Source organism: Acidovorax sp. BLS4 (genome assembly GCF_032929295.1).
Lineage (GTDB): Bacteria > Pseudomonadota > Gammaproteobacteria > Burkholderiales > Burkholderiaceae_C > Paracidovorax.
Genome location: NZ_CP136797.1, coordinates 1,993,315 through 2,008,088, shown reverse-complemented (window position 1 = coordinate 2,008,088; position 14,774 = coordinate 1,993,315). Strand labels below are relative to the sequence as shown.

Genomic DNA, 14,774 nt, shown 5'->3' with positions numbered 1-14,774 from the left:
GGGTACCGCGGCAAGGAGGCCACGGATACCGTCTGCACATCCCAACCTGCCAGCCGGCGGCGCGGCGCATGGTGCGCGGCGCCGCGGAGCGGCGCCCCATCCCGAGACCCCATGCCCACCAGTTTCCATTCATTCCGCGCTACCGCCGCTTTCGCAGCCCTCGCCGCATTGACCGCCGCCTCCCTGACCGCATGCGGCGGTGGTGGAGGTGGGGGCGATGTGACCACGCCGCCCGGCGGCACCCCAGCTCCAGCGCCAACGCCAGCCCCATCGCCATCGCCATCGCCATCGCCATCGCCATCGCCGGCACCGTCACCCGCTCCAGCACCTGCCCCCACGCCGGCACCCGCACCTTCGAGCGGGAGCTCCGCCGCCTGCTACAACGCGGCGGATTTCAACGAAGGGACGGTGCTCGTCGAAGAGGGCCTCACGAAGATGGACGGGCAACCCGACCTCACGACCACCAGCACCACGACGACCGGAGGCCGGCAGGATTTCGCCGGCGCGAAACCGGTCATGTTCACGCCACAGTCCACCGGTTCCCTGGGCAACAACCGGCTGTTCCGCGACCGCACGGCCAGCAGCGAACTGGCGTACGGCGTCGTATCCGACACGTCCACCCAGGTACTGACGCAGGTCTACGATCCACCCGTGTCCACGCCCTTGGACATGCAGCCCGGCCAGACCGTCCAGCGGGACCACAAGAACCAGTTCACGATCGTGCCCAAGGCGGGCTCGGCGCCCAGCTCCTATTCGGAAACCGTGGAAGACCAGTTCACGTACGTGGGCAGGGAGTCGCTGCAGACCGCGATGGGTACCTTCAACGTCTGCAAATTCAACAACGACTTCGTCACGGTGGGGCCGACCGGGCGCGTCGTGGCCAACTTCCAGACCTGGGTGGTCGCAGAAGGCCCTTACCAGGGCCGGACGATCAAGATCGCCACGTCCAGCTCCAACGGCAGGCCCTCGACTTACGAGGTAACGAAGATCACCTATACCCCCAAGTAAGGCGCGCAAGCGGGCCGCAGGACGGTGGCGGGCGGCCGGGTCGGAACCGGCATGCCTGCCCAGCTCCTTTCAGCCACGCGCTCAGTGGAGCTTCAGCCGTCCGGACACGCGCTGCTGCAGCAGCCGCGCCAGGGCGAGCACAGCCGTCTTGCCCAGGCCCAGGATGGCCCGGTGGTGATTCAAGTGCAAGGAGATGTACATCCACTTCGCGATGAGGCCTTCCACGAAGAAGTTGCGTCCCATCAGGCCGCCCATGAGGTTGCCCACGCCCTTGTTATCGCCCAACGACACCAACGAGCCGAAGTCGCGGTACACGAACGCCTCGGTCACTTCGCGCTCGCGCAGCATCGCGCCGAGCACCTTGGCCAGGTAGTCGGCTTGCTGGTGCGCGGCCTGGGCCCGCGCCGGAACGGTCTTGCCTCCCTCCCACGGGCAGGCGGCGCAGTCGCCGAATGCATAGACGCCGGGCACCGAGGTGCGCAGGCGGTCGTCCACCACGAACTGGTTCAGACCGTTCACGGCCAGCCCCATGCGGGCATTGGCATCAGCAGCCTTGATGCCCGCGGCCCACACGATCATTTCGGCGGGAATGCTGCCTTCGGAGGTGACCAGCGCGCCACGGCGCACCTCGGTCACACGCGTGCCGGTGCGCACGTTGACCTGCTTGCGCTCCAGCGCCAGCCGGGCCTGGGCCGAGATCTTTTCGGGCAGGCCACCCAGGATGCGCGGGCCGCCTTCCACCAGCGTGATGTCGAGCCGAAAGCGCTGGCCATCGCCCATGCTTTCCTGCAGTTCGGCATGGGCCTCCAGCAGTTCGGCCGACAGTTCCACCCCGGTCGCCCCACCGCCCACGATGGCCACGCCCAGCGCACGGCTCTCGGAGAAAGAGGCACGGGCGCACGCGGCCAGCCAGTCGGCATGGAAACGCTGCGCATCGCGCACGTTCTCCAGCAGGTACGCGTGCTCCACGCCAGGCGTGCCGAAGGCATTGGAGCCGCTGCCGATCGCCAGCACCAGGCGCGTGTAGCTCACGGTGCGCCGGGGCACCACGGCTTCACCCTGCGCATCGCGAATCTCCGACAAGGTGATGCCTTTGCGCTCGGTGTCGAGGGCCGCCATCTCGCCCATGGCAAAACTGAAATGGTTGCGCCGGGCCAGCACGGTGTAGGACAGCCCTTCCTGGTGGGCATCGAGCGTGCCGGCGGCCACCTCGTGCAGCGTGGGCTTCCAGATGTGGAACGGGCTGCGGTCGACCAGCAGCACCTTTTCCCGCCCTACCCGGGGCCCCAGGCCCCGCCCGAGGCGTGCCGCCAATTCCAGGCCGCCCGCGCCGCCGCCAACGATCACGATGTCGAAATGCATTCCATCTCCCGCTTTTTGTGCGATGCAGCAAGTTTAGGGCGCACGAGCCTTCCCCGCGCCCAAAAGGGCTCCTTTGCCGCACGCGAATGCGAAAAAGCCCGCGGCGTCGAAGCCGCGGGCTTTTCCCGGAGAAAGCGTGCCGGCTCAGCAGAGCCAACGCGGCAGGTCAGGCCAGATCGAAGCGATCGAGTTCGGTGACCTTGGTCCAGGCCGCAACGAAGTCGTCCACGAACTTGCGTTTGGCGTCCGCCCCGGCATACACCTCGGCCTGCGCCCTCAGCAGGGCGTTGGAGCCGAACACGAGGTCCACGCGCGTGCCGGTCCACTTGACCTCGCCGGTCTTGCGGTCGCGGCCTTCGAACACCCCGGCGTCCTGGGCCGATGCCTTCCACTCTGTGCCCATGTCGAGCAGGTTGACGAAGAAGTCGTTGGTGAGCGCGCCAGGCGTTGCGGTCAGGACACCGTGGCGGGTTCCGCTGGCATTGATGTTGATCGCACGCAGCCCGCCGATCAGTACCGTCAGCTCGGGCGCAGTCAACGTCAGCAGCTGGGCCTTGTCGATCAGCAGCACCTCGGCAGGCACGCTGTAGCGGCGCTTTTGGTAATTGCGGAAACCGTCTGCCACGGGCTCGAGCACAGCGAACGATTCCACGTCGGTCTGGTCCTGCCGCGCATCGGTGCGGCCCGGGGAGAACGGTACCGTCACCTCGACGCCCGCGCTCTTGGCCGCCTGCTCCACGCCCGCGGCACCTGCCAGCACGATCAGGTCGGCCAGCGAGATGCGCTTGCCCCCTGCGGCGCCGCGATGGAAGTCGCTCTGGATGCCTTCAAGCACCTGGAGCACCCGGGCCAGTTGCGCCGGCTGGTTGACGTCCCAGTCCTTTTGCGGCGCCAGGCGGATGCGGGCGCCATTGGCCCCGCCGCGCTTGTCCGAACCGCGGAAGGTGGATGCCGAAGCCCAGGCCGTACCCACCAGTTCGGACACCGACAGGCCGGAGGCCAGGACCTGTGCCTTGAGGGCCGCCACATCGGACGCCTCGATCAGCGGATGGTCCACCGCGGGAACGGGGTCTTGCCAGATCAGCACTTCCTTCGGCACTTCGGGGCCGAGATAGCGGGCGCGCGGCCCCATGTCACGGTGCGTGAGCTTGAACCAGGCCCGTGCAAAGGCTTCGGCGAAGGCCTGGGGGTTGTCCAGGAACCGGCGCGAGATTTTTTCGTAGGCCGGGTCCATGCGCAGTGACAGGTCGGTGGTCAGCATGGTCGGCAGGCGCTTCTTGGTGGGGTCGTGCGCGTCGGGGATGATGGCTTCGGCGTTCTTGGCCTGCCATTGATGCGCGCCGGCCGGGCTCTTGGTGAGTTCCCATTCGTACTTGAACAGGTTCTCGAAGAAGTTGTTGCTCCACTGCGCAGGCGTGGTGGTCCAGGTCACTTCCAGGCCGCTGGTGATCGCATCGCCGGCCTTGCCGGAGCCGAAGCTGCTGGCCCAGCCCAGGCCCTGCTGCTCGATGCCTGCGGCTTCGGGCTCAGCCCCCACATGGTCGGCGGCACCGGCACCATGGGTCTTGCCGAAGGTGTGGCCGCCGGCGATCAGGGCCACGGTTTCCTCGTCGTCCATCGCCATGCGGCCGAACGTTTCTCGGATGTCGTGCGCAGCGGCGATCGGGTCGGGATTGCCTTCGGGGCCTTCCGGGTTCACATAGATCAGGCCCATCTGGACCGCGGCGAGGGGGTTCTCCAGGTTCCGTCCCTGGCTGTCCGTGCGGTCGGTTTCCTGGCCGTGCATGGCGGGGTCGGCCACCAAGGTGCCGTCGCCGGGGGTACCCTTGCCGTAGCGGGCATCGCCGCCCAGCCACGTCTTCTCGCTGCCCCAGTACACGTCCAGGTCAGGCTCCCACGTGTCTTCGCGGCCGCCGGCGAAGCCGAAGGTCCGAAAGCCCATGGTTTCCAGCGCGACGTTGCCGGTCAGCACCAGCAGGTCGGCCCAGGAAATTTTTTGACCGTATTTTTGCTTGATGGGCCAGAGCAGGCGGCGCGACTTGTCGATGTTGACGTTATCGGGCCAGCTGTTGAGCGGCGCGAAGCGCTGCTGCCCACGGCCCGCACCGCCACGGCCGTCGCCTGTGCGGTAGGTGCCGGCGGCGTGCCACGCCATGCGGATGAACTGCGGGCCGTAGTGTCCGAAGTCGGCCGGCCACCAGTCCTGCGAGTCGGTCATGAGCGCGCGCAGGTCTTTCTTCAGGGCTTCGTAGTCGAGCTTCTTGAACTCTTCGGCGTAGTTGAAGCTGCCGCCCAGGGGGTCGGACTTGGACGAATGCTGGTGCAGCAGGTCCACGCGCAACTGGTTGGGCCACCAGTCCTTGTTGAGGGTTCCACCATTGACGGCGGCGGCATGGAACGGGCACTTGGTCTCTTGGCTCATGGGGCATTCCTCTTGCGGCTGATTGATGGGTGAATGCTAGAGAAAAGACTCCCGCCGGAAAAGGCAATTAATCACATGCCTGGAATAGTTTTTCGAAATGATCAGCCATGACCGACCCCTCATCAAAGAGCGCGCGGCAAGCGGGCGGCGCATGGTTTTCCACTCCACTCCACTGCACGCCCTGCCCCGCCTCCTGGCTCTGTCAGATCAGCCGCCGCGCGCTGCACCGGCGTGCAGTGGCAGCCCCGGGGCGTCCATGCTGGTACACAGGATGCGCCCATGGGTGGAGTCGGTCACATAGAGCTTGGCCAGGTCGGCTCCGCCGAACGCCATGTTGGTGGTGGAGCTTCCCGGCACACCGCGCAGCACCTGCACCGGCTCGGCCCGGCCATTGAGTACCCAGACCCAGCCAAGACCGGGATTGGCCACGAGCAAACGGCCCAGTGCATCCACCGCCAGTCCGTCCGGGCCGCTCGGGCCGTAGGAGGTGAAGAACTGGCTCACCTTGGCCACGCTCCCATCGGGCAACAGCGGGACGCGCCACACGCAGTTGCCACGCGTCACGGCCAGGTAAAGCACGCGGCCATCCGGCGACAGTGCCACGCCGTTGGGACTGGGTACGTTGTTCAGCAGCAGATCGAGCTGGCCGTTCGGACGCAGGCGGTACAGGCGGCCCGACGGGTCGTGCAGGCCGCTTTGCCCCTGGTCGGTGAAGTACAGGTTGCCTTCGGCATCGAACACCAGATCGTTCACGCCCTTGAAGCGTTCGCTGTTGCGACGCTCCAGGTAAGGCGTGATGGTGCCGCTCGCCACATCCAGTCGCACCAGGCCGTTCTTGTAATCGGTGATGAGCAACGTGCCGGCGTCCAGGAACTTCATGCCATTGGGTTCGCCGTCGTACTCGGCGACCAGGCTCCAGCCGCCCTGCGGGTCGATGCGGAAGATGCGCCCCCATGGAATGTCGGTCACATACAGGTGGCCGGCGGTATCGAACACCGGGCCTTCGAGGAATGAATCGGTGATGGTGCCGCCGCGGTTGGCATCGGCCCATGCGCTGCGCGCCCGGCGGCGGAACGCATCGGGCACCGAGGTGAACGGCTCCAGTTCACGAACCTGTGGGGCCTGCAGCAAGAACATGGGATCGGCTTTCTTTGAAGAAGGACCCGTCCCGGCGCATGCTGAGCCAGGGCGGGAAACGGAATGCGATTTTCAGGCGGCTTCGAACCCGTACAGCTGCGCAGGGTTGTCCACCAGGATGCGGTCCACCGCCGCGGCCTGCGACCCTGTCCAGGCGTGCAGCAGATCCACCAGATCGGCATCGTTCACCGTGCCGGGCGGCTCGGTGGTGTGGGGCCAGTCGCTGCCCCACACCAGCCGCTCGGGCGCGGCCTGCACCAGCGCGCGGCCCAGAGGCAGCGTGTCGGCGTAGCTCGGGCCTCGCACCGTGGAACGCATGTAGGCGCCGGAGAGCTTGACCCAGGTGTTGCCCCCGTCGAGCAGCCTGCGCAGCACGCCGTAGGCCTGCGCGGAAGGGCCTTCCGCCGGGTCGATGCGGCCCAGATGGTCGATCACCAGCGGCACGGGCAACGCCTGCAGCACCGGCCGCAGTGCGACGATCTGCTCCGCATCCGCGAAGACCTGGATGTGCCAGCCACCACAGTGCGGATGGCGCGCGACGCGGCTCGCCAGCGTGGTGAGCATCTCGGGCGTGGTCGCACCCCAGGACTGCGGCGATACGAAGTTCACCCGCAGGCCGCACACGCGGCGCGCGGCCAGGTGTTCCAGCTCGGCATCGCTCACGTCCGTGCCCACGACCGCCACGCCCCGCGCGGTGTCGCCGAGCTGCTTCAGGGCATCCAGCGTGCAGGCGTTGTCCGTGCCATAGGTGGAAGGCGTCACCACCACCGAACGCGCCGTGCCCAGGCGCTGCTGCAGCCGGCGGTAGGCAGCCACCGGTGCATCGGGGGGCAAGCGCTTCCAGTGCACCGACGGTGCAAAACGCGGATCGAAAATGTGCATGTGGCTGTCGCATGCCATCGCGGGCAGCAAGCGCAACGGGCGGCTCACGCCCATGGAATGCGGCACTGGTGCGGGAATCGCAGGCAGGTGCATGGTGCCCATCAGTCCAGTTTGATGTCGCCTTTGCGTACCACCTCGCCCCACTTGGCGTCTTCCTTCTTGAGGAAGGTGACGAACTCCGCGGGCGTGGAACCGATCGCCTGGGCGCCCAGATCCGCGAGGCGCTGCTTCACCTCGTCTTCCTTCAGTACCTCGACCAGTGCCTGCTGCAGCTTGGCGGCCACCGGCTCGGGCGTGCCCGCAGGCAGGAACACGCCGTTCCATTCATAGGCCTCATAGCCGGGAATGACGGTCTCGGCCACCGTGGGCACATCGGGCAGGCGCTTGGACCGCTCGGGGGCCGATACCGCCAGTGCACGCAGTTTGCCGCCCGACACCAGCGGGTACGAGGCCGCGATGGTGCCGAACATGAAGTCCACCTGCCCGCCCATCACATCGGCAATGGCGGGGCCACCACTCTTGTAGGGCACGTGCACCATGTCCAATTGCAGCTTCTGGCGGAACAGCTCCGCCGCCAGGCGCTGCACGGTGCCGCTGCCGCCCGACGCGAAGTTCAGCTTGCCAGGCTCGGCTTTCGCCTTGGCGATCAGGTCATTCACGTTTTTGAAGGGCGAGTCGGCTTTCACGATCAGCGCGTTCGGAGCCAGCAGTACCAGGGACAGCGGCTGCAACGCCGTGCTGGCGTAAGGCATCTTGGGGAACAGGTGCGGATTGATGGAATACGGCGTGGCGTCGTACAGCAGGGTGTAGCCGTCGGCAGTGGCCTTGGCCACATAGCTCGCGCCGATCGTGCCGCTGGCGCCGGCCTTGTTGTCCACGATCACGCTGGCACCCAGCCGGGCGCCCATGCGCGTGGCCAGCACACGGGCCACGGCATCGGCAGCACCACCCGGGGCGTAGGGCACGACGATCGTGATCGGACGGTCCGGGAAAGCGGCCTGTGCCACGGTGGCGGCAAGGGCGCAGGCGGCGATCAGGGGGGAGATGACAAAAGCACGCATGAGGTCTCCTGGTTCGAATGGCAAAGCGACAGAGAAAAAGCAACCGCAACCCGCCGCGAGCCACGCGGCGCGGGCCCAGGACAGTTGCGTTGGAAGGCACGCCGGTGGTCAGTCGGCCTTGAGATTCAGGTCGAGGGCAATCTGCGTATAGGTGGCCACTTCACGCCCGACCCGCGCCACGAAGGCAGCGCCACAGGTGGACTCGGCGTCCAATCCCAGGCCACGCAGTTTCTCGGCAGCAACCTCGCTCTTGGCGAAGTCAGCGGCCACGCGTTCCAGCGCCTGCGCGACCGGCTCGGGAACGCCGGCGGGCGCCAGCACGCCGTACCATGCGTCGGCCGAGTAGTTGCCCCCCCCCGATTCCGCGAAGGTGGCGACGTCGGGCAGCAGGCCGGAACGCTGTGGAGACGCCACCGCCAACGCCGCCAGCTTGCCACTGCGGATCTGCGGCAGGACCGAGCCCAGCGTGGCGAAGGAGCTGTCGAGCTGGCCGCCCATCAGGTCCGTCACCACCGGTGCGGCGCCTTTGTAAGGCACATGGTTGAGCTGCAGGCCATTGGCGCGGGCGAACATCTCGGTCGCGAAGTGGCCCGAGCTGCCGATGCCAGCCGTTCCGGCAGTGATGCGGCCGGGCTCCTTGCGGGCCTTGGCCATGTAATCGGCCAACGACTTCATCGGCAAGCCCGGCCCGACCACCAGCACCGTCGGGCTGGTCGCCACCGTGCACAGCGGACGGAAGGAGCGCAACGCATCGAACTTCACCCGGTTGCTGTACAGCCCGGGAATCATCGTGTGGTTGGTCGCACCGAACAGCAGCGTGTAGCCATCGGCCGGCGCGCTGGCCACCGCCTGTGCAGCCAGGATGGTGTTGGCACCCGGCTTGTTGTCGATGATGAATGGCTGGCCCAGCGCGCGGCTGGCGTGGTCAGCAAACGCCCTGGCCACCACGTCGGTGGGGCCGCCTGCCGCAAATCCCACCACCAGCTTCACGGGCTTGGAAGGATAGCCACCGGCCTGCGCGAAACAGGTGGCGGACACCATGCACAGCGCAACCGCCAGCGCCTTGCGCACCGGCGCTGCCAGCCTCCTGGGTTCGAAACTCTCGCTCATTGAATGTCTCCTGTCAGGGGCCGCACTGGCGGCGGCTTCTTGTTCTGGCGCAACCGGCATCCCACACCGGTCGGGGAAAAGCGGACACGCAACGCTGGCGTGCCCAGCCTCGGGTCTTGGTTACGAGGCTGCGGCAACGGCAGCCGGGGCGCGGGCCAACACCTCCAGCAGGTTCTTGGCAGCCCCCACGCCCATGTTCACGTAGGCATCGCCCGTCACGCCGCCGATGTGCGGGCTCAGGATGAAGCGTGGCTCGCCCTGGAACGGGTGGTTGGCCACCATGGGCTCCACGGCGAAGCTGTCCAGGCCCGCCGCCATCACCTGGCCCGATCGCACGGCAGCCAGCAGGGCAGCTTCGTCGACGAGTCCGCCACGCGCGGTGTTCACCACGATCACGCCGCGCTTGCACTGTGCCAGCGTGGCGGCATTCAGCATGCCGCGGTTATCGTCAGTCAGCGGGCAGTGTAGCGAAATCGCGTCGGACTCGCGCCAGATCGTCGCCAGGTCCACGCTCTGCACACAGGCCGGCAGGTCCTTGGCGAAGGGATCGAAGCCGATCACGCGCATGCCCAGCGCATCTGCCATCCTGGCGAAGCGCAGGCCAATGGCGCCCAGGCCCACGAGGCCCACCGTGCGCCCACCCAGTTCCAGGCTCTTGTGCGTGGCCTTGTCCCAGTGGCCGGCGTGCATGCGGGCATCGAGTTGCACCACCGACTTGGCACAGGCCAGCAACAGGGCCAGCGCCTGCTCGGCCACCGCTGCGGCGTTGGCACCTGCAGCGGCCACGACCTCTACGCCACGGGCCTTGGCGGCCACCTTGTCGATGGTATCGGTGCCGCTGCCGTGCTTGGAGATCACCTTGAGCGATGGCGCCGCGTCCATCACGGCGGCGCCCACCTTGCCGTAGCGCACGATGATGGCCACCGGGTCATGCTGCCGACACAGCGCCACCAGGTCGTCTTCGGTGGGTGTCTTGCCGGCATAGACGATCTCGAAATCCTGAAGCAGATCGAGTGCCTGCTGCGCCAGATCGGCGCCGGTCACGAGGATGGCGCTCACAGCGATTCCCCTTCCTTCAGCACGCCAGCGGCGCGCAGCGCGGCGGGCAGCCATTTGGAGGCCGTATCGCCACGGGCAATCGCCTCGATGCGCGCGGCCTCATCGGCCACCTTCTTGTCGGCCAGCGCCATCATGGCGGGCGCCTTGGCACGCTCGATGACCACCACGCCATCGGCATCGCCCACCACCAGGTCGCCCGGGTTCACCACTGCGCCGCCGGCCGAGATGGGATGGTTGATGCGGCCCGGCACGTACTTGGTGGGGCCGGCAGGATTGAAACCAGCGCTGAACACCGGAAAACCGAGTTCCAGCAGTTCCAGCTTGTCGCGGATCGCACCGTCCACGATCACGCCGGCCAGGCCGATCTTCTTGCAGGCGCTGAGCATCAGCGTGCCCATGAGCGCGGCGGTCTGGTCGCCCTTGCCGTCAATGACCAGCACATCGCCCGGTTTCGCCAGCGCGATGGCCGCGTGGATCATCAGGTTGTCGCCCGGGCGCACTTCGACCGTGAAGGCGGGACCGGCCACCTTCATGTCCTGGTGGACGGGCGCCACGCGGGCATGCATGGTGCCGCGGCGTCCTGCCACATCGGACAGGATGGCGGCCTGGAAGGTCGCGGCCTTGGCGACGACCTCGGCGCTGACGCGCTCGATGTCACGAATGACTTCTGGGAGTTGGCTCATGGTGGTTCCAGTGGGGTTGGGAAGAAGTAGAAAAACGGAAGAAAACACTGGCCTGCAGCGACCTCACTCGGCCTTGATATTTCCGTCCTGGATGACCTTGGCCCACTTGGCGGAGTCGGCCTTCTGCAGATCGCCCAGTTGCCGGGGCGTGCCGCCGACCAGCGTGACGCCCAGCTTGTCGGCCAGCGCGACCACGCCCGGGTCCTTCAGCGCGTTGCCGATCTCCTGGTTCAGGCGCTGCACGATGGCGGCGGGGGTCTTGGCTGGTGCAAACACGGCCTGCCACTGCTCGACGACAAAGTCGTTCATGCCGACTTCGCCCATGGTGGGCACGGACGGCAGGGACTTCAGGCGCTGCGCCGACGTGACGGCCAGCGCGCGCAGCTTGCCCCCCTGCACATGCGGCAATGCAGCCGCGGCAGGCGCAAACATGAATTGAACCTGTTCAGCCAGCGTGTCCTGCAGCGCCGGGGTGTCGCCCTTGTACGGCACGTGGATGAAGCGCGCGCCCGACTGCTGCTGCAGCAACTCCCCCTGCATCTGCAGGATGGTGCCGTTGCCGCCGGAGGCGAATGCCAGCTTGCCGGGCTGCGCCTTGGCCGCAGCCACCAGATCGGCCACGGTCCTGAACGGCTGGTTGGCGCCGACCACGAGGATGTGCGGAATGGTGCCGATGGTGATCACGGGCTCGAAACCGCCGATCGGGTCATAGGGCAGCCTTCCCATGAGGTGCGGCGCGATGGCCTGGGGACCGATGGAGGTGCCCAGCAGGGTGTAGCCATCCGGCGGCGCCTTGGCGACGAACGCCGCGCCGATGGTGCCCGTGGCACCGGCCTTGTTGTCCACGATCACGTTCGTGCCCAGCGCTGCGCCGACGCGCTGCGCCACATTGCGGCCGAGCACATCGGTGCTGCCGCCCGGCGGGTACGGAACCACCCAGGTGATGATCTTGCCGGCAGGCCAGTCGCCCTGCGCCAGCGCGGGGCAGGTGAGCAGCGGGCCGAGCAGCGCGGCGCCTGCGGTGGCCAGCAGGCTGCGGCGTGCGAGCCGCGCCTTTGGAGAAGAAAGGATCGAAGTGGTCATGGGCTTGTCTCTTGTGGGTCAGGCGAAAGAGGAAGGCGGCGTGAAGCCGTACAGCGCGGCGGGGTTGTCCACCAGCACGCGATGCAGGATGGCCGCATCGCCGGTCTGGCCGGCCCAGTCGACGAGCCGATCCACCTGTCGGGCGTCGTCCGGCATGGGGTGCGCACCGGACGAAGCGGTGGCGTGGGGCCAATCGCTGCCCCAGACCACGCGCTCGGGCGCGCAGCGCAGGTAGCTCGCGGCCAGCGCATCGAGGGCGGGGTCTTCGGTCGAGTGGTGTTCGCTCACGATGTAGCCGCCGGACAGCTTGATCCACGCCTGTCCGCGCTGCAGCAGGTCCTGCAGCAGCGCGTGTGCGGGATGTTGCCCGGCCTGCGCCGGCGAAATGCGGCCGAAGTGGTCGAAGACCAATGGAACGGGCAGCCGGCGAAGCACGTCGCCCTGCGCCGCCAGCAGATCCGGTGCCATCAGCAATTGCAGGTGCCAGCCCAGCGGCGCGATGCGGCAGGCCAGCGGCATCAGCGATTGCACGGTGCCCGATACGCTGAGCGACAGGTTCAGGCGCGCGCCGCGCACGCCGGCGTCATGCAGGTGCTGCAGTTGGACGTCGCTCTCGCCGCCGTCGATCACCGCCACGCCACGCGCCTGCGGGCCCAGCGCCGCCAGGCCTTCGAGCATGCAGCGGTTGTCGGTGCCATAGGTCGAGGGTGTGACCAGCACGGTGCGCGCGGTGCCGATGCGTTGCTGGAGCGCGCGGTAGTCCTGCGCCGAGGCGTCCGGCGGCAGCAGCCTGGCGCCCGGTACAGCGGGAAAGCGGCCGTCATAGACATGCACGTGGCAGTCGCAGGCGTCTTTCGGCAGCACCGTGCGCGGCGCGGCGCTACCGGCCGAGAAACGCACAGGCGTGGCAAAGCTTTCGCGGTGCATGGCGAGGGCTCAATGGGCGTGGGAAATCAAACGTTGCGGGGCGCCGCGTCAATCCAGGCTGGCGCCCGAGTCCTTGACGATCTTGGCCCAGCGGGGCACTTCGGACTTCAGCAGCGCGCCGAACTTTTCGGGGGTGCCGCCCAGCACATCACCGCCTTCGGAGCGGAGCTTTTCCGCCACGTCGGGCTGCGCCAGCGCCTGGTTGATGGCCTTGTTCAACTGCTGCACGATGGGGGCGGGCGTGCCGGCCGGGGCCAGCACGCCATACCAGGAAGCGGCCTCGAAATCCTTGTAGCCCGACTCGGCCAGCGTGGGCGTCTGCGGCAACTGGTCGGATCGCTTGAGCGACGTGATCACCACCGCACGCAGCTTGGCATTGCGCACCTGCCCCAGCAACGTGGGCACGGCCGACATGTACAGGTCGATCTGCCCTCCCACCAGGTCGGTCATGGCCTGGGCCGCGCCCTTGTAGGGCACGTGGCGCAACTTGATGCCGGCGGCGTTCTCTGCCAGTTCACCGGCCAGATGGGCGACGGTGCCGTTGCCGGAGTAACCCAAAGTGATGCCGTCCGGCTTGGCCTTGGCGGCGGCGGCCACATCGGCGAACGTCTTGTAAGGCGAGTTGGCGGGCGCGGCCATCACGATGGGGGCCGACGACACCAGCGCCACCGGGACCAGGTCCTTCAAGGGGTCGTAGGGCAGCTTGGCATACAGCGAGGGGTTGATGGCCAGGTTGCTGGTCTGGCCCATCACCAGCGTGTAGCCATCGGGCGCCGACTTGGCCACGGCATCCACACCCAGGTTGCCGCCCGCCCCAGGGCGGTTGTCCACCACCACGTTCCACTTGTGCTGCTCGGTCAGCTTCTGCGCCACGGTGCGCGCGATCATGTCGGTGCCGCCGCCGGGCGGGAACGGCACGATCAGGCGGATTGGCTTGTTCGGGTAGCCGGACTGCGCTTGCGCAGTGCCGGCAGAAAAGGCCAGAACCGCCATGCCCAGCAGGGCGATGGACAAAGGTGCGCCAAGGGCGCGCCGGGTCAGCGAGAAAGTTGGCATGGTTTGTCTCCGTTGTGATGGGCCTGTCGCGCCTTGTTCCCAGGCGTTGCCAAGACTTTACGAAAACGTTTCAACCCATACAATATAGTTTCATACAGCGAAACATATTGCACCATGAGCAACGCAATAGGCGGCAACCCAAACGCCTCATCCACACCGCCACAGGGGCTTGGCGAGGCCGCATCCGCCGCCCCGAGGTCCTCCTATTCAGCCATGGCGAAAGAAACCGGTGGGGTCATCGCCGTGACGCGCGCCCTCCAGTTGCTGGAGGCGTTCTCCCTGGGCGAATCGCATCTGCCGCTCGCAGAGCTGAGCCGCCGCTGCGGGTTGCACAAGACCACCGTGCTGCGCCTGGCGCGCACGCTGGCGCAGTCCGGCTTCATGGTGCAGCGCGAGGACGGCGACTGGCGCCTCGGGCCGGCGGCGGGCTGGCTGGGGGCGCGCTACCAGGCGGGGTTTGACGTGCAGAACGTGCTGGAGCCGGCCTTGCGCGAGCTCACCCAGGCCACGGGCGAAAGCGCGGCGTTCTATGTGCGTGAAGGCAACGTGCGCACCTGCCTCGTGCGGGTGGAAGGCCCACAGGCGCTGCGCCACCATGCCCGCATGGGTGAAGGCCTGCCGCTCGACAAGGGCTCGCCGGGCCGCGTGATTCTGGCCTTCTCGGGCGAACCCGGTGCGGACTACGAAGACATCCGCCAGCGTGGCTACCACTGGTCCATCGGCGAGCGGGAGCACGGCGTGGCCACCGTCTCGGCGCCCGTGTTCGGCATGCATTGGCGGCTGATGGGCTCGGTGTGCATCTCGGGGCCGGAATCACGCCTGCCCGAAGCCCGTCTGCAGGCGCTGGCCAAGACGGTCACCGCAGCGGCCACACGGCTGTCCTATGCGCTGGCGGGCAGTTCCGCGCCCCCCTCCTCCACCGGGATGCGCGCGACCCAGTGGCATCCGTGATAAGTTGCAGGCGACCATTCGCGCCAGCCACAA

13 protein-coding genes are annotated in these 14,774 nt (G+C 67.5%); 2 read left to right on the top strand and 11 right to left on the bottom strand.

Translation table 11 applies throughout. The features are described from left to right. Window positions 1–111: 111 nt before the first annotated feature. Complete coding sequence (locus R1Z03_RS09330) at window positions 112–1,008, top strand: hypothetical protein (protein ID WP_317358963.1); 897 nt, start codon at window positions 112–114, stop codon at window positions 1,006–1,008. A gap of 81 nt (window positions 1,009–1,089) precedes the next feature. Here R1Z03_RS09330 and R1Z03_RS09325 read toward each other — a convergent pair whose 3' ends face one another. The 11 genes from R1Z03_RS09325 to R1Z03_RS09275 form a co-directional block, all read right to left on the bottom strand. Next, window positions 1,090–2,370 carry an NAD(P)/FAD-dependent oxidoreductase gene (locus tag R1Z03_RS09325; protein ID WP_272569444.1) on the bottom strand — a complete coding sequence of 427 codons (1,281 nt, stop codon included), beginning with the start codon at window positions 2,368–2,370 and terminating at the stop codon, window positions 1,090–1,092. A 166-nt stretch (window positions 2,371–2,536) separates the two neighbouring features. Beyond that, the gene (gene katG, locus R1Z03_RS09320) at window positions 2,537–4,792 is read right to left on the bottom strand and encodes a catalase/peroxidase HPI (RefSeq protein ID WP_317358960.1); all 2,256 of its coding nucleotides are present in this window, start codon (window positions 4,790–4,792) and stop codon (window positions 2,537–2,539) included. A gap of 207 nt (window positions 4,793–4,999) precedes the next feature. Next, on the bottom strand, window positions 5,000–5,929 hold the full coding sequence (locus tag R1Z03_RS09315) for an SMP-30/gluconolactonase/LRE family protein (RefSeq protein WP_317358958.1): 930 nt from the start codon (window positions 5,927–5,929) through the stop codon (window positions 5,000–5,002). Between the two features lie 72 nt (window positions 5,930–6,001). Next, window positions 6,002–6,904 carry an amidohydrolase family protein gene (locus R1Z03_RS09310; RefSeq protein ID WP_317358955.1) on the bottom strand — a complete coding sequence of 301 codons (903 nt, stop codon included), beginning with the start codon at window positions 6,902–6,904 and terminating at the stop codon, window positions 6,002–6,004. Window positions 6,905–6,912: 8 nt separating this feature from the next. Then, a complete protein-coding gene (locus R1Z03_RS09305; RefSeq protein WP_317358953.1) occupies window positions 6,913–7,872 on the bottom strand; it encodes a tripartite tricarboxylate transporter substrate binding protein in 960 nt (319 codons plus the stop codon). A 108-nt stretch (window positions 7,873–7,980) separates the two neighbouring features. Further along, on the bottom strand, window positions 7,981–8,913 hold the full coding sequence (locus tag R1Z03_RS09300) for a tripartite tricarboxylate transporter substrate binding protein (RefSeq protein ID WP_372588271.1): 933 nt from the start codon (window positions 8,911–8,913) through the stop codon (window positions 7,981–7,983). 189 nt (window positions 8,914–9,102) lie between these two features. Beyond that, complete coding sequence (locus R1Z03_RS09295; RefSeq protein WP_317358949.1) at window positions 9,103–10,041, bottom strand: NAD(P)-dependent oxidoreductase; 939 nt, start codon at window positions 10,039–10,041, stop codon at window positions 9,103–9,105. Beyond that, on the bottom strand, window positions 10,038–10,724 hold the full coding sequence (locus R1Z03_RS09290; RefSeq protein ID WP_284430905.1) for an RraA family protein: 687 nt from the start codon (window positions 10,722–10,724) through the stop codon (window positions 10,038–10,040). Before R1Z03_RS09290 ends, R1Z03_RS09295 begins: the two co-directional genes overlap by 4 nt. Before the next feature lie 63 nt (window positions 10,725–10,787). Next, window positions 10,788–11,807, bottom strand: coding sequence for a tripartite tricarboxylate transporter substrate binding protein (locus R1Z03_RS09285; RefSeq protein ID WP_317358947.1), 1,020 nt, complete (start codon window positions 11,805–11,807; stop codon window positions 10,788–10,790). Window positions 11,808–11,825: 18 nt separating this feature from the next. Continuing rightward, a complete protein-coding gene (locus R1Z03_RS09280; protein ID WP_317358944.1) occupies window positions 11,826–12,734 on the bottom strand; it encodes an amidohydrolase family protein in 909 nt (302 codons plus the stop codon). Window positions 12,735–12,782: 48 nt separating this feature from the next. Then, window positions 12,783–13,790 (bottom strand): tripartite tricarboxylate transporter substrate binding protein, encoded by a 1,008-nt coding sequence (locus R1Z03_RS09275; RefSeq protein ID WP_317358942.1) that lies wholly within the window; start codon window positions 13,788–13,790, stop codon window positions 12,783–12,785. Window positions 13,791–14,003: 213 nt separating this feature from the next. Between R1Z03_RS09275 and R1Z03_RS09270 the strand changes: the two genes are divergently transcribed. Then, window positions 14,004–14,741, top strand: a complete 738-nt coding sequence (locus R1Z03_RS09270) for an IclR family transcriptional regulator (protein WP_284430901.1) — start codon at window positions 14,004–14,006, stop codon at window positions 14,739–14,741. The last annotated feature ends 33 nt before the right edge of the window (window positions 14,742–14,774 follow it).

What these genes read in the sequence shown, in the direction of transcription:
- R1Z03_RS09330 (WP_317358963.1), top strand. Translation starts at nt 112, where the DNA reads ATGCCCACCAGTTTCCATTCATTCCGCGCTACCGCCGCTTTCGCAGCC.
- R1Z03_RS09325 (WP_272569444.1), bottom strand. Translation starts at nt 2,370, where the DNA reads ATGCATTTCGACATCGTGATCGTTGGCGGCGGCGCGGGCGGCCTGGAA.
- katG (WP_317358960.1), bottom strand. Translation starts at nt 4,792, where the DNA reads ATGAGCCAAGAGACCAAGTGCCCGTTCCATGCCGCCGCCGTCAATGGT.
- R1Z03_RS09315 (WP_317358958.1), bottom strand. Translation starts at nt 5,929, where the DNA reads ATGTTCTTGCTGCAGGCCCCACAGGTTCGTGAACTGGAGCCGTTCACC.
- R1Z03_RS09310 (WP_317358955.1), bottom strand. Translation starts at nt 6,904, where the DNA reads ATGCACCTGCCTGCGATTCCCGCACCAGTGCCGCATTCCATGGGCGTG.
- R1Z03_RS09305 (WP_317358953.1), bottom strand. Translation starts at nt 7,872, where the DNA reads ATGCGTGCTTTTGTCATCTCCCCCCTGATCGCCGCCTGCGCCCTTGCC.
- R1Z03_RS09300 (WP_372588271.1), bottom strand. Translation starts at nt 8,913, where the DNA reads ATGGTGTCCGCCACCTGTTTCGCGCAGGCCGGTGGCTATCCTTCCAAG.
- R1Z03_RS09290 (WP_284430905.1), bottom strand. Translation starts at nt 10,724, where the DNA reads ATGAGCCAACTCCCAGAAGTCATTCGTGACATCGAGCGCGTCAGCGCC.
- R1Z03_RS09285 (WP_317358947.1), bottom strand. Translation starts at nt 11,807, where the DNA reads ATGACCACTTCGATCCTTTCTTCTCCAAAGGCGCGGCTCGCACGCCGC.
- R1Z03_RS09280 (WP_317358944.1), bottom strand. Translation starts at nt 12,734, where the DNA reads ATGCACCGCGAAAGCTTTGCCACGCCTGTGCGTTTCTCGGCCGGTAGC.
- R1Z03_RS09275 (WP_317358942.1), bottom strand. Translation starts at nt 13,790, where the DNA reads ATGCCAACTTTCTCGCTGACCCGGCGCGCCCTTGGCGCACCTTTGTCC.
- R1Z03_RS09270 (WP_284430901.1), top strand. Translation starts at nt 14,004, where the DNA reads ATGGCGAAAGAAACCGGTGGGGTCATCGCCGTGACGCGCGCCCTCCAG.